Origin of the sequence: Desulfurivibrio alkaliphilus AHT 2 (assembly GCF_000092205.1) — a bacterium.
Classification (GTDB): Bacteria; Desulfobacterota; Desulfobulbia; order Desulfobulbales; family Desulfurivibrionaceae; genus Desulfurivibrio; species Desulfurivibrio alkaliphilus.
Genome location: NC_014216.1, coordinates 2,461,726 through 2,477,425 on the forward strand (window position 1 = coordinate 2,461,726; position 15,700 = coordinate 2,477,425).

Here is a 15,700-nt window from a genome sequence, read left to right on the forward strand (position 1 = left end):
CTTCGGGCGACCAGCCAGGCTATTACATCTTGCTGATGGCGTTCAAAAAACGTTCCCCGTAGCGTTCCAGTTTGTACTGGCCCACCCCGTGGATCTGCAGGAACTCTTTATCATCCTTCGGCTGCTGGGTGGCCATGGCCACCAGGGCGGCATCGCTGAAGACCACGAAGGGGGGTACGCCGTCCTGGTCGGCGATCTCCTTGCGCAGGCGCCGCAGTTGCTCAAAGATTTCCCGATCGGCCGCCGCCAGGCCCGCCGGTCCTTTACCGGCCCGGCCGCTTTTGCCGCCGGCGGCCACCGTCGGGCCAGCCTCTGCCGTGGGCGCCGGTTTGGTGCGGGGGCGCCCCATCTGCAAGGTGGCCTCGCCCCGCAGCAGGGGGCGGCTGGATTGATGGAGCTTGAGCACCGAAAAGTTGCCCACGTCCTGCTCCACATACCCCAGGTGAATCAGGTGCCGCAACAGGGCCTGCCAGTAATCCTTGTCGCGGTCGGCGCCGATGCCGTAGGTGGAGAGCCGGTGGTGGCCCAGCTCCAGCAGCCGCTGGTTTTTCGAGCCCCGCAGCACATCCACCACATGCCCCAGGCCGAAGCGCTGGTTGACCCGGTAGATGCAGCTTAAGGCCTTGCGGGCGTCTTCCGTAACCTCCACCATCTCCGGCGGATCCAGGCAGGTGTCGCAGTTGCCGCAGTCGGCGGCCAGAGTTTCGCCGAAATAACCCAGCAGCACCCGGCGGCGGCAGCCGGTGGCCTGGGCAAAGCCCACCATGGCGGCCAGTTTGTGGTTTTCAATCCGCCGCCGTTCTTCGTTCTGGGAATTATCGATCAGCCCCCGGGCCAGGGCCACATCCCCCATCCCGAAGAGCAGCAGGGCCTCTGAGTTGAGGCCGTCGCGGCCGGCCCGGCCGGTTTCCTGGTAATAGCCCTCGATGTTTTTGGGCACGTCATGGTGCACCACATAGCGGATATTGGATTTATCAATCCCCATGCCGAAGGCCACCGTGGCGACGATAAGCGGCAGGTCATCGCGCAGGAAGGCCTCCTGCACCCGGCTTCGCTCTTCGCCGCTTAAGCCGGCATGATAGCTGGCGGCGGCAAAACCGGCCTCCTGCAGCTTGGCGGTGAGCTGTTCCACTCGCTTGCGGCTCAGGCAGTAGATGATCCCCGCTTCCTCCCGGCGGCCGTCGAGGAAATCCAGCAACTGGTTAAAGGGCCTTTTCTTTTCCAGCACCGTGTAGCGGATGTTGGGGCGGTCGAAGCTGGTGAGGTAGCAGCGGGCTTTTTCCAGATTGAGCCGCGCGATGATATCCTTGCGGGTATGGGGCTCGGCGGTGGCGGTGAGGGCGATTAGGGGAATGCCGGGGAATTTTTGCCGCAGGCGGCCCAGTTGGATGTACTCGGGCCGGAAGTCGTGCCCCCACTGGGAAACACAGTGGGCCTCGTCGATGGCGAACAGGGCGATTTGCAGTTCCCGCAGGCGGCCCAGGAAGTCCTCGCTCATCAACCGTTCCGGGGCGACATAAAGCAAATCCAGCTCCCCGCCGTGCAAACGGGCCAGCACCTGCCGGGCCTCCTGCGCTTCCAGGGCCGAGTTGTAGCAGGCGGCCTTGATGCCTTGGGCCTTGAGCGCGTCCACCTGGTCTTTCATCAGCGAGATCAGCGGTGAAACCACGATGGCCACCCCCGGCCGGTGCAGGGCGGGGAGCTGGTAGCAAAGCGACTTGCCGCCGCCGGTGGGCATCAAGACAAAGGCGTCACGGCCGGCCAGCAGGTCTTCAATGATCTCCCGCTGCTGGGGGCGGAAGCTTGCGAAGCCGAAAACATCCTTCAGGGTTTGTTCAATCTGGGGGCACATATTAAATAATTAACCAAAAGGCAACGGATAGCTGGGGCCACTGGGTAAGCTGGTTACGGGGGCAGCGTTGGTCAATGGGGGCAATGACAGAAGAAAAGCGATAGGTTGCCAAAGCCATCTCCGGTCTTGCCCGCCGGGCGCATATTAGCAACCGGTTACCCAATAGTAAAGGGTTGTGCCACCGCTTGAGGCCAACCGCCACGGCCCAGCTTCGTTCCGGGAGGTTGTTTTTTTGAAACCGAACCGCGATACTGGTGTCTGATGCATCATCAGGTGTTAATCAATAACCAGTGAGGAATAAGCAGAAATGAAGGATCTAAAGCGGCCGACCCTCCTCCTTGTCATCCTCTTGGTGCTCTTTCTGGCGCCGGTGGCCTTTGCCCAGGATGTGCACGAGTTCACGCTTGGCAACGGCATGAAGGTGTTGGTAAAACCGGACCACCGGGCCCCGGTGGTGATCTCCAAGGTGTGGTACGGGGTGGGTTCATCTTATGAATACGGCGGCATCACCGGGATCTCGCATGCCCTGGAGCACATGATGTTCAAGGGCACCGACCGCTACCCGGCCGGCGAGTTCTCGCGGATTATTGCCGAGCAGGGCGGACGGGAAAACGCCTTTACCAGCCGCGACTACACCGGCTACTTCCAATTGCTGGCCGCCGATCGCCTGGAGATCGCGCTGAAGCTGGAGGCCGACCGCATGCGCAATCTCACCCTGGATGAAGAGGAGTTCATTCAGGAGATGCGGGTGGTGCGGGAGGAGCGTCGCCTGCGCACCGAGGACAACCCCAACGCCTTGCTATTTGAGCATGTCAATGCCACGGCCTGGCTCAACAGCCCTTACGGCATCCCCGTCATCGGCTGGATGACCGATATCGAGCATTACCGAGTGGACGACCTGCGTCGCTGGTACGATAAGTGGTACGCCCCCAACAACGCCACCCTGGTGGTGGTGGGCGATGTGGAGCCGGAGCAGGTGCATGAGCTGGCGCGGCGTTACTTCGGCCCCATTGAGGCCCGTGAGCTGCCGGAGATCAAGCCCCGGCGCGAGACCCCCCAGCGCGGCGAGCGTCGCCTGGTGGTGCGGGCGCCGGCGCGGGTGCCGGTGCTGCTGATGGGCTACAAGGTGCCGGTGTTGATGACCGCCGAAGAGGAGTGGGAGGCCTACGCCCTGCTGGTGGCCGCCGGTGTGCTGGATGGCGGGGAAAGCGCCCGCCTGGCCCGCCAACTGGTGCGCCGGCAGGAACTGGCCGTGGGTGCCGGTGCGGGCTATAACGCCTTTTCCCGCCTGGACAACCTTTTTACCCTGAGCGCCACCCCGGCCCCCGGCGTCGAGCTTAAGGAACTGGAAGAAGCGCTCACCGCCACCATTGAGCGGCTAAAGGAAGAACCGGTGACGGCGGCGGAACTGGAACGGGTTAAGGCGCAGGTGGTCGCCCGCGAGGTTTATCGGCTCGATTCGGTGCAGGGGCAGGCCATGCAACTGGGGATGCTGGAGCAGGTGGGCCTGGGCTGGAGCACGGTGGATGAGATCACCGACCGGGTGCGGGCGGTGACCGCCGAACAGGTGCAGGCGGTGGCACAGCGCTATTTCCACCGCGAGCAGCGCACGGTGGGCTGGCTGGAGCCCCTGCCCATTGATCCCGACGACCCGCCGGGGTACTTTGAGGGGCATCTGCGATGAGCGGGCAAAACCGTAGGCGATCACGGGGCACCCCACCTTGCGGCGATCAGCCCGTTGAGGAGGGGACAGTTTTGAAAACTGTCCCCGATTACCGAAAAAACCGGAAAACCGAGAAAATGGCGGTAATATAATGAATTCGCAAAGAAAACACCAAACAGGTTGGCAACGGTTGCTGTTCTACTCCCTGCTGGTGCTGTTGCTGACCCTGGCGACCGGCGCCCAGGCAGGGTCGGGGCCGGGGCCGTCGGCAGCGGGGATTGAACACTGGCAGACGGAAAACGGGCTGAAGGTCTATTTCATGGCCGCCCCGGCGTTGCCCATGCTGGATTTGCGCCTGGTCTTTCGCGCCGGCAGCGCCCGGGACGGCGACCAGCCGGGGCTGGCCCGGCTGACCAACGGGCTGCTCAATGCCGGGGCCGGCGACTGGGACGCGGATACCATCGCTGACCGCTTCGAATCGGTGGGAGCCCAGTACGATGCCGGCACCGCGCGCGACATGGCCTATTTAAGCCTTCGCAGCCTGGTCGAGCCCGACTGGCTGGAAAGGGCCCTGACCACCTTCACCACCGTGCTCGGTCAACCCAGCTTTTCCGAGCGCGATCTGGAACGCGCTCGCCGCCAGAGCCTGGTGGCCTTGGAGGCAGAGGCCCAGCGGCCCGGCACCGTGGCCCGGCGCCTTTTCTTCGAGGCGGTCTTTGGCGATCATCCCTATGCCTCGCCGCCGTTGGGCACGCCGGAGAGCGTAGCCGCCATCGACCGTGAACAGGTGCAGGCCTTCCACCGGCAGTTCTACGTGGCTCGCAATGGCGTGCTGGTGCTGGTGGGCGGAGTGAGCCGCGAGCAGGCCAAGGAAATCGCGGCCCGGGTGGCGGCGGCATTGCCGGAAGGCCAGGCGGCGGCGCCCCTGCCGGAGGTCGAACCCGTGGCCGAGGGGCGGGTCATCCGCCAGCCTTTCCCTTCGGAACAGGCGCACATCTTCATGGGCCAGACGGGGATGCGCCGGGGAGATCCCGACTACTTTCCGCTTTACGTGGGCAATCACATGCTGGGCGGCCGTTCCCTGACCTCGCTGCTCTTTGAAGAGGTGCGCAATGCTCGGGGGCTGGCCTACAGCATCAACAGCTCTTTCGTGCCCATGGAAGTGGAAGGGCCGTTCGTCATGGGCGTTCAGACTCAGGCCGCGCAGGCGGACGAGGCCATCCAGGTGATGCGCGACACCTTGGAGCGCTTCCGCCGGCAGGGCCCGGACCCCGAGCAACTGCAGGCCTCCCAGCGCAACATCACCGGCGGGTTTCCGCTGCGCACCGCCTCCAACCGCGACATGGTAAGCAACCTCGCCATGATGGGTTTTTACGGCCTGCCCCTGGACTACTTGCACACCTACAATGACCACATCGAAAGCGTAAGCGCCGAGAGTATCCGCGACGCCTTCCAGCGGCGACTGGATCCCGAAGGCCTGATCACCGTCGTTGTGGGCGGTGAAAACTAAGGTTGAGCCGGGGCTTGGGCGTAGAAACAATAAGGATCCCGGTCATGGGCGGGATCAAGGCCGGAGCTGTAAATAACCGCCTGGCAGCCGCCGCAGGCCGGCAACAGCTTGCAACTGCGGCAGCCGGCGCTGCCGGCCCGGTAGCGTTTTCCGGCCGGAGAATCGTAGGCCGCCGCCAGCCCTTCCCGATAAATATTGCCCAGGTAGGAAGGAAACTTGCGGCAGGCGTGGAGTTCGCCATCTGAAAGCAGGGTCGCGAAGTTAAAACCGGCACCGCAGCCAAAACCGGTGCAGCCGCCAAATGGTTTGCGCCCCTTTTCGTCCCGAATGATATTGATCAGATTGTCCTTGAGGCCCAGCACCGGGTTGTTGCCCGTCTCTTGCATGTATTCCCGCAGAAAAGCCTGATATTCAGCGGGATCGGGCATCAGCAACTGGGCTCCTTCGCCCACCGCCGACAAACGGTTGAAGGTGAAAAGGTCCGCCTTGTCTCGCAGGATTTCACCCAGGGGCAGCACCTGGGCCATGTTGTCCCGGGTAAGGGTTAGCATAACCTGGGAGAAGATCCCCAGCTCTTTCAGGATTGGCAGAAAAGCCAGAACCCGTTCAAAATAGCCGGCCTGGCGGACAAAATCATTGTGTTCCGGCACCCCCTCCAGGCTGACCTGATAGAAGGTGGGCGCTTGGATGGCCACCAACTCCTCCATCCGCTCCCGGGAGGCGGGGTTGCCCAGGATGCCCACCGGGAAGCCCCGTTTAACCGTCTCCCGGTATAGGGTGTTAAATTGGGGGTAGAGCAAGGGGTTACCCCCGGTGAAGGTCACCTTGCCCCTGACCTGGCGGGAATCACAAAAGCTTTCCAACTGATCAAGCACCTGAAAGGCACGCTCCAGGGACATCGTGTGGCGGGAGCTGCGGTCGTAGCAATGCTTGCAGTTCAGGTCGCAGGCCTGGGTAATGTGCCACTGGAGGGTGAACACCCGGGGCGTTAAGAAGCGTTTAAACTCTTTTGTTTGCGGGGTGAATTTCTCCCGGTCCCGTACCAGCAAGGGCTCTGGGGCCAGGATCAGCCCCTTTTTTCTGGCCTCTTCCACCACCCGATGCATATTGGCCACCGCCACCCCAAACTCCAGGGCGGTGGGACCAATGGCCAGCTGCTCCGCCGTGATTTTCAAGGCCAGCAGATCGTCAGCGGTGGCTGCTTGCACCCGGACTCGGCCGCTTCTGGGTCCCAGCCAAACCAGCAGGGTCTCCTCCCCGGGTTCCGGGGCTGGTTGCTGTTGCGCCTCGGGCGCAAGCATGTTGGCCAGGTTGCGCCAGGTGCAGTTCAGGATCTGCAGGGAGGGGTTAAGTTTTTTTTCTTCCGTTTTAGCTGGTGGCTTAACCGGCTCATTTCGGCAGGCCCACACGGCGGCTTCCAGGGTGGCCAGCTCTGCCAGATAAGGGGGTAAGGCCAGGTTTTGGCTTTGGGAGGCAATGGCTTCGGGCAGTTTTTCCCATTGCTCGTTACCAGCCAGCGTCCCAACCAGGAGGTTCCACTTTTCGGGGGTGACCAGGCGATGACAGACGGGAAAAATCTTCTCCAGGGGTGAGTTAGTGCTGTTCTTCATAAATCTTCAAACAGGTGGGTAAACGAAAAAAGGCAGGAGGCCATGGCGGTTCTCCTGCCTGGGGTTCCTGGAAACCGTTTTTGGTCTGAGGACGCAACCTGCGTCCTTGGGCAGCTTATCAGCTGCCTGTTCCTTCTCAGCTACCGTTTCCTTCTTCACCTTCTTCTTCCTCTTCCCCGTCGGGGCCGTCATCCCCGTCGTCGGCGTTACCCATGCTCTGGTTGGCTTTACCGCCGGAAGCACAACCGCTGGCACCCAAGGCCGGCGCCGGCGCGGCCAGAGTTCCTCCGGCGATCAAAGCGGCCAAGCATAGCCCAGCCAAAACACCTTTTGCGTCCTGGGACTTCATAAATACCTCCTTGCAGGGGTTGCGCGGGGCCTTGCTCATTTCCGGGTCCCGCAGTTATAATGAAGCTGGTACAAAATTGACGCGATGGCCTGCAAAACAGACTGATGTCACTTTAGCACAATTTAACTTTAATGCTCAAACGCTTTAGTCACTTGTTAAAACTGGTGGCCAAGGGCCAGGAGCAGACAGGGGGGGTCATGAAAAATGTCGCAACGGAAAAGCTTGAGGCCAAAACGGTTGCCGCCAGTCGGGTGATCATGTCCCACATGATGCTGCCGCAAGATGCCAACCCGGCCGGAATCGTCCATGGTGGCGTCGTGATGAAACATATCGATGACGCGGCCTATGTCTGCGCCCGCCGCCATACCAGATTCAATGTGGTCACCGCCTCCATCGACCGCCTGGACTTCCACAATCCGGTATTCATCGGCAACCTGCTGACCTTGCGGGCCAGTATCAACCTGGTGGGCACCACCTCCATGGAGGTGGGTGTCAACGTGGAAAGCGAGGACCTTCAAACCGGTAGAATCAGCCATACCGCCTCGGCCTACCTGACCTTCGTGGCCCTGGACGAAAACTACCACCCCCGGCCCATCGCCCCCCTGCTGCTGGAAAGCGATGATGATCGCCGCCGTAACCGGCAGGCCCAGGACCGCCGCCGGGTGCGACTGGAGGAGAAAAAACACGAAAAGGCCTGCCGCAGCGCTGAAAACTGCCCGCTCCCCACTTCGCCATAACCGAGCAGGGCGAAGCGGTTTAGTTTAACCTCCTTCGCCCTGCTCATTTTCGATTAAATCTGGTAGAAGTGTTCCTTTTCGGCCTGACACTTGGGACAGACCCAATCATCGGGCAGGTCGGCGAAAGCGGTACCCTCTTCGATGCCGCTGTCGGGGTCACCTTCGGCCGGGTCATAAACGTAACCGCAAGGACATTCGTACTTTTGCATGGTTGTTCCTCCTTTTTTACAAGAGAGCAGTATTTAATCCATGGCTTCCATTTCTCGCCCACAACACTTGGGAACTTCAGCACCTTTTTTAACATTCATATACTTGTTACAAGTGGCACAGTAGTAGGCCTCATCTTTCGGCGCCCTCTCCGTAGACCACTCAGTCTGGCCCCCAGGCAACTCCTCTATATAAAAACGGGCCAGGTTTTCCTTGCCCGGCACATACTCACCAACCGGAACCATTTTACGGTTTTTCCGCATGCAGTCAACCAGCAAGCGCCATAATTTTTCCAATCCTTCGGTCTCTTCCGTGGTTCCGGGTTTAAGCTCAACCAGGTTTTTGTCAATTTTGATCTCCATCACTTTGCTCCCCATATTGGCTTTATTGTAAAATAATAATAATTTTTATTATAAACAGCCAGGATACTTATTGTAAAGAAAATAGCGCACCCTGAAAAAGTAATCTTTATCCTTTACTGGGTAACGTTAGCCGTTGTATTATACAATCCGGGCCTGGAAAAGGCCTTTTCTGGAGCGAAATTGAGAGTGTGCTGCGTGGTCTGGCACAAGCTGCCCGGGTCTGTCCCCAGATCTCTTGCGAACAAAACCAGGAGCAAAAAGATGAAAATTGATGAATACTTTGCCGGCACCCGTGGCCGGGGGATATTGGCCACCGCCGCCGCCAACGGCAAGGTTGACGCCGCTGTTTACAGCACCCCCCATTGCCAGCAGGATGGTACTGTGGCCTTTGTCATGCGCGACCGGCTAACCCATCGTAATGTAAAGGAAAACCCCCATGCCACTTATCTGTATATCGAAGAGGGGCAAGGGGTACGTGGGGTTCGTCTGTTTCTCAAAAAAATCAAGGAAGAGACAGACCCCGAGAAAATTAAAGCCCTGAAACGCCGACACCTGACAGCAGAGGAAGATGAAGCGCTGGGGCCGACATTCCTGGTTTCATTCGCGGTGGAAAAAATTCTGCCTCTGGTTGGCGCCGACCCGGCTAACCTGCCGATCAGTTAAATCAGGTTAACCGCTTAGCAGGGGCGAGCCCAGTCCGCCATGGACTTTATTATCCTGATTTTACTTGCACTGCCGGCTGGAGTCGCGACCTTTCTCCTGCTTAAACGACGGATCGACGACTGCCCGCCCTGACTGCTGACCTACGGCTCCCTGGGCGTGGGAGCGTTGGTCTACTATTTGCTGAGCCGATTTTTTTGGGGTCAATAAGAAATTCTGTCCCCACTCACCTGCGACTTGCTGTCGCTATGGAAAGTGCTGGCCGGGGGTCCTTTGTTGCCCATCTCTTCAGCTCCCGGCATCCTGATCTCCGCACCCGATAGAGGTTGCCCTCACGCCTGAAGAAAGACGGATTAACAGCCCGGTGAAAATTCAGCGCCAGCCATCATAACGGCGGGCGGCGTTGTCGCTCCACCTGTTGCTCATGGCGGACCAGGGCGGCCAGGCCGGTGGTCTGTTCGGCCAGCAGCTCCAGGAGATCATCCACCGCGATGAGGCCTTCCAGCCCTCCCGAGGCGTTGACCACCGGGGCCCGTCGCACCCCTTGGACCCGCATCCGGGCAATTACATCCAGCAGCTCCTCCGCCTCGCCGACCGTAAACAGTTCGACCGTGATGATATCGGCCACAGTGAGCGCGCCGGGATCGATCTCCTCAGCCAGTACCCCCACCACCAGGTCGCGGTCGGTGACGATTCCCACCGGTACCCGAAGGCTTTCGTCACCCTCCACCACCACCAGACAGCCGACATGGTGGTTGCGCATCAAGCGCGCCGCCTCGATGATCGGGCAGCTCCGGTCGACCACCACCACCTCACGATTACAGAATTCTCCAATCGGCATCCCTTTTCCTCCCTGAAATCTTGTCACATGGCCTAAAAATCGGGACCATGCCAGCAGGAACCTTCTAAACCGATTGTCGGGAATTGCGCGCAGAGATGTCAACCCAAAAGAGAACCCCAGGCAAAAACCCTAACCCCGGTGTTTGATGAAGGTGCCCTGGTCGTACTCCTCGAAAGCGAGGCGCAACTCTTCCTGGGTGTTCATCACGATGGGGCCGTACCAGGCAACGGGTTCGCCAAGCGGCTGGCCGGAGATCAGCAAAAAGCGGACCTCCTGGTCCTCGGTGAAGGCCAGGACCTCGTCGCCGTCGGCAAACAGCACCAGGCTGCCGTTGCCGACAAAGGGGTCGCGCTGAATGTCAAAGTAGTTGGTGCCCTCCACCTCGAAGGTGAAAGGGGTCTTCTCCCGGCAGAAGTAGCCCTGGCCGCCAATGACGTAGGCAAAGACGGTATGGCCCCGCTTGGTGGGATGGCGAAATTCGGCGTTGGCCGGCACGGTGATGTCGAGATATTCGGGGTCGATCACGATATCCCCCACCGGGCCCTTGACCCCGGCCGCCTCCCCGGCGATCACCCGGATGGTGGTCCCGTTGGCCAACTGGACCTCGGGGATCTGTTCCCTGATGACATCGCGGTAGCGTGGGTCCATCATCTTTTGTTGGGCCGGCAGGTTGGCCCAGAGTTGAAAGCCGTACATTCTGCCCCTTTCGTCTCCCCTGGGCATTTCCTGGTGAATGATGCCGCTGCCGGCAGTCATCCACTGGACCTCGCCGGCGCCGATGACCCCCTGGTTGCCAAGGCTGTCGCCATGCTCCACTTCTCCCCGCAGAACATAGGTGATAGTTTCGATCCCGCGATGGGGGTGCCAGGGAAAACCCTTGCGATAGTGCTCCGGCTGGTCGGCGCGGAAATCATCCAGCAGCAGAAAGGGATCGAGCAGCGGTACTTCGCTGAAGCCGAACACCCGATTGAGGCGCACCCCCGCCCCCTCCATGGTCGGCTTGCTCCTGAGCACTTTGCGAATTCGACGAGTTTCAGTCATGAAATGTTTTCCTTAATTTATTTTCCCAGTCGGCTCGGGGCAACGATCACCTCTCGGTACATTGTTTTTCGGCATTTTTTGCGCAGGCGAACACCGTGTATTCATCTTCGCCATCGTAGTAACTCCCTTCGTGCACCGTAAAGCCGGTTTCGTGCAGAACCCGCCGCCAAGTGTTGAGACTGAACAGGCCCAGGGTCCAGTGGTCGGTTTCGATCCGGAGCCGGCCCTGGTCGCGAATGATGTATAAAATGGTGGCTTCGTACTGCTGGTCGGAGGGGTCGGGGTCGTAGATGTTTTCGACGAAGACCACCTCCAGGCCCGGCGGAGCGGTGCCGGGGGCGGCGGGGGAGACGGTGGTGTGGTTTTGCCGGAAGTTCTCGGTGGTCACATCCGGGGTGACAATCAGGACGCCCCCCGGCTTGAGGTGGGCATGGGCGGTTTGCAGGGCCGCCGTAAAATCGTCAAGGCAGTTCATGTGGGAGATGGCGTCGTCCATCAGCACCGCGTCGAAGGTATCGGCGAGCCTGAAGGAACGCATGTCGCCCTGGATGAAGGTGCACTCCGGGTTCAGCTTCCGGGCCTGGGCCAGCATGACGGGACTGAGATCAACCCCGGTAACGCTGAACTCCCCCTTGAGATTAAAAACATTCTTGCCACCCCCGCAGCCGATGACCAGTAAGGTGCCGGGCGGGGTGCCGCTCTGGAGCTGGCCGTGCCGCTTGATCAGGCCGCTGACGTGGCGACAGTAATGCGCGTATTCGGTGGCAACATCGCCCCACAACGGCCAGAGCCAGGCCAGGTCGGTGTACAGGCGGTTGGTGTCTTGCATTGGTTTTGTTTCCTTAGCTCATCCACCATGCGTGGAAGGAGTAATGAGGCCGTCCTTCGGGGCTGGTTCAGCTTTTCGGCTTCCCATTCCTTGCAGGTTTGGCCAGTGGCCTGGAATTTCCATGCGATGGTCATCGCGCCCTCTTATTCCTCGAAGTAATCGGTGTCGATCCGCTTGACCTCGTATGCGCTGGCCAGGGAAACGCCGAGGCCGAAGTCGATCATGTACTCTGCAAGCTGCTTGCCATCGACAAGGGCGACCTTGGGGTCGATGGTTTGCACGTAGGCGGTCGCCTCGGCTGAGAATGAACCGGTGGTTATGAAAACGCCCTTGCGGGCTCTCCGGCCGTGCAGCGCGCCGACAAACTTCTGAATCTCCGGCCGGCCCACGGTTCCCTCTCAGCGTTTGGCCTGCAAGTACACCATTTCCAGGCCCAGGCGGTCCTCGGAAATAATTCCGTCGATGCCTTCGTCTCCTGATTGGCCTACCCGCTCACCGGCGCCGCCGCCGGCCCGGCCGTAACCCATCTTCAACAGCAACTCGACCACAAGATGTTCAAAAAAGCGCGGGGTACACGATTTAACCTGCTCCAAAACCTCGGCGGCCAGGTTTTTGCGAATGGTGAGATATGCCGCCTCCAGGGTTTCCTCCGGAGTATCCGAGCTTTCATCATCCAGCCCGGTCTCGGGGCTCTTGGCGGAGCGATTCCGAAATTCCTGAAACTCCGGATAGCGGCTGAGGAATTTGATTGATATTTCGTCCGGAGGGTTTTGAAGCACCACCCGGCCGCGTTCGGTTATCTGGAAATGCGCCCGTTGCGGCGACGATACCAGGCCGCCTCGCTCAAGGTAAACTTTGGCCCAGGCGACTCGATTTGCAAAGCGCGCCTGGCGCCCGCTGGGAAGCAGTTCTTCCCGCGCCTCGGCAAGTGACCAAACCTGCCCATCCGCTGCCAACTGCAGCATGGGGCGGGTGATTTCTTGGAACTTTGGGATCGGCATAGGCTATTCTTTTTATCGGCTTCTTTCAACTGTCTGCCGGCTCATCAGGCCCCTGAAACTTTTAGCCATTGTCGGGTTCATAAAACGAAATCGCGAAAAACGGCGGAGCGTACATTATCCGGTCCGGAATCCGAGGCTTCCAGTTCCTCCATGGCCTGTTTGCAGGCGAAAGCGGCCCGCTCGAAGAAATCGGCGAGCCCTTCTACGTGCCCGTTGTTTTTGAATGTCGAGATAACAAGCAAAATGACCTGCTTGAGGTAGTACTCCAGGTTGGCTGTAAGAAGCCCAAGGCGGAAGCGAACGGGCGAGCCATGGACGATGCAGCAGCGAATCCGGTAAAGGCGTGCCAGGTGCCATTCAAGGTGTTGCAGGTGATTTTTCAAGCGCAATGCGGTTTTTTGCGGTTCTGAGAGGGAATCGGCAATTTCCTGACCACGCAACAGCAGGGTAGGGTAATCAGCGCATTGATCCCAAAGTGTTTGTCTTTCCTCGGATTGCAGAATCGTGACCAGGTGCTCTGCTGTAAGTTGATCCAGTTGGCTGCATCCTGAAACTTCTTCCAGCTTGGCCATCTTCAGGAAGATCAGGTAGGTGAGCTGTTCCAGGTAGTCGCCGTAACTCACCCCGTCGTCGCGCAGGGTGGTGCAGAAACTCCAGACCTTGGAGATGATGGGAGCGGTGGGGTTCATTCAGGGGGTTCCTTGTTCCAGAGCTGGTCGATTTTGCTTTTGAGTTCGGGGTTGTTTTGCAGCATGTTTATTTCCCCTCCAACTGCTTGACGTTTCTGTCCGTAAGCAAAAGTTTCATTTGGTGAATGGCAGTCTGGTTCAGAATTTTCAGCCGCTCTGCCTGGGGCAACCCCTGGTGAATAAAATGGGCGTTCAGGGTTTCGAGGTTGGCCAGGCAGACAAGCTGGGAGACATTGGCTTCATCGCGAATATTGCCTTTGTGGTCCGGGTTTTCATCCCGCCACTGTTTCGCGGTTTTGCCGAACAGGGCCATGTTCAGCAAGTCTGCTTCGCTGGCGTAGATGAAATTGATCTGTTGGGGCGACAGCTCGGGCGGGATCAGGTTCGTCTTGATGGCGTCGGTGTGGATGCGGTAATTGATTTTGGCCAATTCTCGCTTGGCTGACCATCCAAGCTGTTTCTGCTCTTCTTCCTTTAAGCGTTGAAATTCCTTAACAATGTAGAGTTCAAACTCGACGGAGATCCAGCTGGCAAACTTGAAAGCAATATCCTTATGGGCGTATGTGCCTCCATATCTACCAGATTTAACGATAAAACCTATGGCATTTGTGGTCGTTACCCATTTCTGCGGAGAAAGGGTAAAGGCATTGAGCCCCGCCTGTTTTCTAAACCCCTCGAATTCGAGGGGTTTGAAATTTGGGTTATACAGCGACTCCCAGATCCCTAAAAACTCGATCGTATTCCGGTTGCGCATCCAGTTGCCTATAACAGCACTGGTGTCATCTGTTTTGTACCTTGCAATATCTGTCAGGGAAATAAAATCCTGCTCCTGATTACTAACAACGGCTATTTCGGCGCCCTGAACCTCTATTTTTCTGTTCTTAGCCATAATGTTTCTCAGGTTTAATTATGGCGAACTCGCCAGATTTGGGCTCAGGGTCGCTGAACTGATGGCCTTCATAAGACATGCGAGGTTCGGCAACGCCTACAGGGAGCGGGGTCAGATTGAAGCAGGAAGCTCCAGGCACACAAGCTAACGCCCCCTCCCCTAAGCCAGGTTTTTACGAATCCGGGCCACCGCTTCTTCCACGTTTTCCCGTTGGCCGAAGGCGGAAAGGCGGAAATAGCCTTCGCCGGCGGGGCCGAAGCCCGAGCCGGGGGTGCCCACCACGTGGCATTCGTTGAGCAGCCGGTCGAAAAAGTCCCACGATGACGACCCGCCCGGGGTTTTCAGCCAGATGTAGGGGGCGTTGGTGCCGCCGAAACAGGTGACGCCGGCGGCCTGCAAACCCTCCCGGATCAGGCGGGCGTTTTCCAGGTAGTAGGCGATGATCTCCTGGTTCTGGCGCCAGCCTTCCGGCGAATATACCGCCTGGGCGGCCCTTTGCACCGGGTAGGAAACCCCGTTGAACTTGGTGGCCTGGCGGCGGTTCCACAGCCCGTTCAGGGCCACTTCCCGGCCGTCGGCGGTTTTGCCCATCAGGGCTTCGGGTACTACCGTGAAGGCGCAGCGTACCCCGGTGAAACCGGCGGTTTTGGAAAAGGAGCGAAACTCGATGGCGCACTTCTCGGCCCCGGGAATCTCGTAAATGGAGTGGGGGATGGCCGGGTCGGTGATAAAGGCTTCGTAGGCGGCGTCGAACAAAATCACCGCCTGGTTGGCCAGGGCGTAATCCACCCACTGCTGCAACTGCTCCTTGCCGGCCACCGCGCCGGTGGGGTTGTTGGGAAAACAGAGATAGATCAGGTCGACCTTTTCCGCCGGGATGGGCGGGGTGAAGTTGTTTTCCTCGGTGCAGGGGATGTAGACCACCCCTTCATAATGCCCCTGCTCGTCGGCCTCGCCGGTGCGGCCCACCATGACGTTGGTGTCGTTGTAAACCGGGTAGACCGGATCGCCGATGGCCACCCGGTTGCCCAGGTCAAAGATATCCAGAATATTGCCGCAGTCGCACTTGGAGCCGTCGGAGACAAAGACCTCGGAGCGCTTCAGCTGCACCCCGCGGGGGGCAAAGCAGTTGTCGATGATGGTGTCGATCAGCCAGTCGTAGCCCTGCTCGGGGCCGTAGCCCATGAATGATTCAACCTTGGTCAGGTCGTCAATCCCCCGGTGAAAGGCCTCGATCACCGCCGGGGCCAGGGGGCGGGTGACATCGCCGATTCCCAAGCGAATAACCTTGGCCTCGGGGTTGGCCTCGGTGAAATTCTTGATCCGCCGGCCGATTTCGGGAAAAAGGTAGCCGGCCTTGAGTTTGAGATAGTTGTCGTTGATCCGTGCCATAAAATAATCCTCCTGCGGACAATTGAGGTTAAAGGACAAAAGTTAGAGGCCTTGTTACCATAAAAGAA

At 59.2% G+C, this 15,700-nt stretch carries 14 protein-coding genes and 2 pseudogenes; 4 read left to right on the top strand and 12 right to left on the bottom strand.

The window, feature by feature from the left end; all coding sequences use genetic code 11:
* Window positions 1–22: 22 nt before the first annotated feature.
* Window positions 23–1,852 (bottom strand): DNA helicase RecQ, encoded by a 1,830-nt coding sequence (gene recQ / locus DAAHT2_RS10770; RefSeq protein WP_013164309.1) that lies wholly within the window; start codon window positions 1,850–1,852, stop codon window positions 23–25.
* A gap of 307 nt (window positions 1,853–2,159) precedes the next feature.
* Between recQ and DAAHT2_RS10775 the strand changes: the two genes are divergently transcribed.
* Window positions 2,160–3,536 carry a M16 family metallopeptidase gene (locus DAAHT2_RS10775; RefSeq protein ID WP_013164310.1) on the top strand — a complete coding sequence of 459 codons (1,377 nt, stop codon included), beginning with the start codon at window positions 2,160–2,162 and terminating at the stop codon, window positions 3,534–3,536.
* Window positions 3,537–3,666: 130 nt separating this feature from the next.
* A complete protein-coding gene (locus DAAHT2_RS10780) occupies window positions 3,667–5,025 on the top strand; it encodes a M16 family metallopeptidase (RefSeq protein WP_013164311.1) in 1,359 nt (452 codons plus the stop codon).
* On the opposite strand, the gene sbtM is transcribed toward DAAHT2_RS10780, so the two are convergent.
* Window positions 5,022–6,635 carry a thio(seleno)oxazole modification radical SAM maturase SbtM gene (gene sbtM / locus DAAHT2_RS10785; RefSeq protein ID WP_013164312.1) on the bottom strand — a complete coding sequence of 538 codons (1,614 nt, stop codon included), beginning with the start codon at window positions 6,633–6,635 and terminating at the stop codon, window positions 5,022–5,024. The genes DAAHT2_RS10780 and sbtM overlap by 4 nt on opposite strands.
* A gap of 136 nt (window positions 6,636–6,771) precedes the next feature.
* The gene (gene sbtA, locus DAAHT2_RS10790) at window positions 6,772–6,984 is read right to left on the bottom strand and encodes an SbtA family thio(seleno)oxazole RiPP natural product precursor (protein WP_041718976.1); all 213 of its coding nucleotides are present in this window, start codon (window positions 6,982–6,984) and stop codon (window positions 6,772–6,774) included.
* A gap of 197 nt (window positions 6,985–7,181) precedes the next feature.
* Between sbtA and DAAHT2_RS10795 the strand changes: the two genes are divergently transcribed.
* Entirely contained in the window at window positions 7,182–7,721 is a 540-nt protein-coding gene (locus tag DAAHT2_RS10795) for an acyl-CoA thioesterase (RefSeq protein WP_013164314.1), read from the top strand.
* Between the two features lie 53 nt (window positions 7,722–7,774).
* On the opposite strand, the gene DAAHT2_RS10800 is transcribed toward DAAHT2_RS10795, so the two are convergent.
* A complete protein-coding gene (locus DAAHT2_RS10800) occupies window positions 7,775–7,930 on the bottom strand; it encodes a rubredoxin (protein WP_013164315.1) in 156 nt (51 codons plus the stop codon).
* A 33-nt stretch (window positions 7,931–7,963) separates the two neighbouring features.
* The gene (locus DAAHT2_RS10805) at window positions 7,964–8,290 is read right to left on the bottom strand and encodes a hypothetical protein (protein ID WP_013164316.1); all 327 of its coding nucleotides are present in this window, start codon (window positions 8,288–8,290) and stop codon (window positions 7,964–7,966) included.
* Between the two features lie 261 nt (window positions 8,291–8,551).
* On the opposite strand from DAAHT2_RS10805, the gene DAAHT2_RS10810 reads away from it, so the two are divergent.
* Entirely contained in the window at window positions 8,552–8,953 is a 402-nt protein-coding gene (locus DAAHT2_RS10810; protein WP_013164317.1) for a pyridoxamine 5'-phosphate oxidase family protein, read from the top strand.
* Between the two features lie 382 nt (window positions 8,954–9,335).
* On the opposite strand, the gene DAAHT2_RS10815 is transcribed toward DAAHT2_RS10810, so the two are convergent.
* From DAAHT2_RS10815 to DAAHT2_RS10845, 7 genes and pseudogenes are all read right to left on the bottom strand, one after another.
* A complete protein-coding gene (locus tag DAAHT2_RS10815) occupies window positions 9,336–9,791 on the bottom strand; it encodes a CBS domain-containing protein (protein ID WP_013164318.1) in 456 nt (151 codons plus the stop codon).
* A gap of 129 nt (window positions 9,792–9,920) precedes the next feature.
* Window positions 9,921–10,832, bottom strand: coding sequence for a pirin family protein (locus DAAHT2_RS10820; protein ID WP_013164319.1), 912 nt, complete (start codon window positions 10,830–10,832; stop codon window positions 9,921–9,923).
* Between the two features lie 46 nt (window positions 10,833–10,878).
* Entirely contained in the window at window positions 10,879–11,661 is a 783-nt protein-coding gene (locus DAAHT2_RS10825; RefSeq protein WP_013164320.1) for a class I SAM-dependent methyltransferase, read from the bottom strand.
* A gap of 143 nt (window positions 11,662–11,804) precedes the next feature.
* Window positions 11,805–12,662: pseudogene (locus DAAHT2_RS10830) on the bottom strand (restriction endonuclease).
* A gap of 566 nt (window positions 12,663–13,228) precedes the next feature.
* A pseudogene (locus DAAHT2_RS15355) lies at window positions 13,229–13,351 on the bottom strand (type I restriction-modification system subunit M N-terminal domain-containing protein); the annotation flags it as partial.
* A gap of 67 nt (window positions 13,352–13,418) precedes the next feature.
* Window positions 13,419–14,240, bottom strand: a complete 822-nt coding sequence (locus DAAHT2_RS10840) for a KilA-N domain-containing protein (RefSeq protein ID WP_013164322.1) — start codon at window positions 14,238–14,240, stop codon at window positions 13,419–13,421.
* A gap of 159 nt (window positions 14,241–14,399) precedes the next feature.
* Window positions 14,400–15,632: an LL-diaminopimelate aminotransferase gene (locus tag DAAHT2_RS10845; protein WP_013164323.1), complete on the bottom strand. Its 1,233-nt coding sequence runs from the start codon at window positions 15,630–15,632 to the stop codon at window positions 14,400–14,402.
* Window positions 15,633–15,700: the final 68 nt, after the last annotated feature.

What these genes read in the sequence shown, in the direction of transcription:
- recQ (WP_013164309.1), bottom strand. Translation starts at nt 1,852, where the DNA reads ATGTGCCCCCAGATTGAACAAACCCTGAAGGATGTTTTCGGCTTCGCA.
- DAAHT2_RS10775 (WP_013164310.1), top strand. Translation starts at nt 2,160, where the DNA reads ATGAAGGATCTAAAGCGGCCGACCCTCCTCCTTGTCATCCTCTTGGTG.
- DAAHT2_RS10780 (WP_013164311.1), top strand. Translation starts at nt 3,667, where the DNA reads ATGAATTCGCAAAGAAAACACCAAACAGGTTGGCAACGGTTGCTGTTC.
- sbtM (WP_013164312.1), bottom strand. Translation starts at nt 6,635, where the DNA reads ATGAAGAACAGCACTAACTCACCCCTGGAGAAGATTTTTCCCGTCTGT.
- sbtA (WP_041718976.1), bottom strand. Translation starts at nt 6,984, where the DNA reads ATGAAGTCCCAGGACGCAAAAGGTGTTTTGGCTGGGCTATGCTTGGCC.
- DAAHT2_RS10795 (WP_013164314.1), top strand. Translation starts at nt 7,182, where the DNA reads ATGAAAAATGTCGCAACGGAAAAGCTTGAGGCCAAAACGGTTGCCGCC.
- DAAHT2_RS10800 (WP_013164315.1), bottom strand. Translation starts at nt 7,930, where the DNA reads ATGCAAAAGTACGAATGTCCTTGCGGTTACGTTTATGACCCGGCCGAA.
- DAAHT2_RS10805 (WP_013164316.1), bottom strand. Translation starts at nt 8,290, where the DNA reads ATGGAGATCAAAATTGACAAAAACCTGGTTGAGCTTAAACCCGGAACC.
- DAAHT2_RS10810 (WP_013164317.1), top strand. Translation starts at nt 8,552, where the DNA reads ATGAAAATTGATGAATACTTTGCCGGCACCCGTGGCCGGGGGATATTG.
- DAAHT2_RS10815 (WP_013164318.1), bottom strand. Translation starts at nt 9,791, where the DNA reads ATGCCGATTGGAGAATTCTGTAATCGTGAGGTGGTGGTGGTCGACCGG.
- DAAHT2_RS10820 (WP_013164319.1), bottom strand. Translation starts at nt 10,832, where the DNA reads ATGACTGAAACTCGTCGAATTCGCAAAGTGCTCAGGAGCAAGCCGACC.
- DAAHT2_RS10825 (WP_013164320.1), bottom strand. Translation starts at nt 11,661, where the DNA reads ATGCAAGACACCAACCGCCTGTACACCGACCTGGCCTGGCTCTGGCCG.
- DAAHT2_RS10840 (WP_013164322.1), bottom strand. Translation starts at nt 14,240, where the DNA reads ATGGCTAAGAACAGAAAAATAGAGGTTCAGGGCGCCGAAATAGCCGTT.
- DAAHT2_RS10845 (WP_013164323.1), bottom strand. Translation starts at nt 15,632, where the DNA reads ATGGCACGGATCAACGACAACTATCTCAAACTCAAGGCCGGCTACCTT.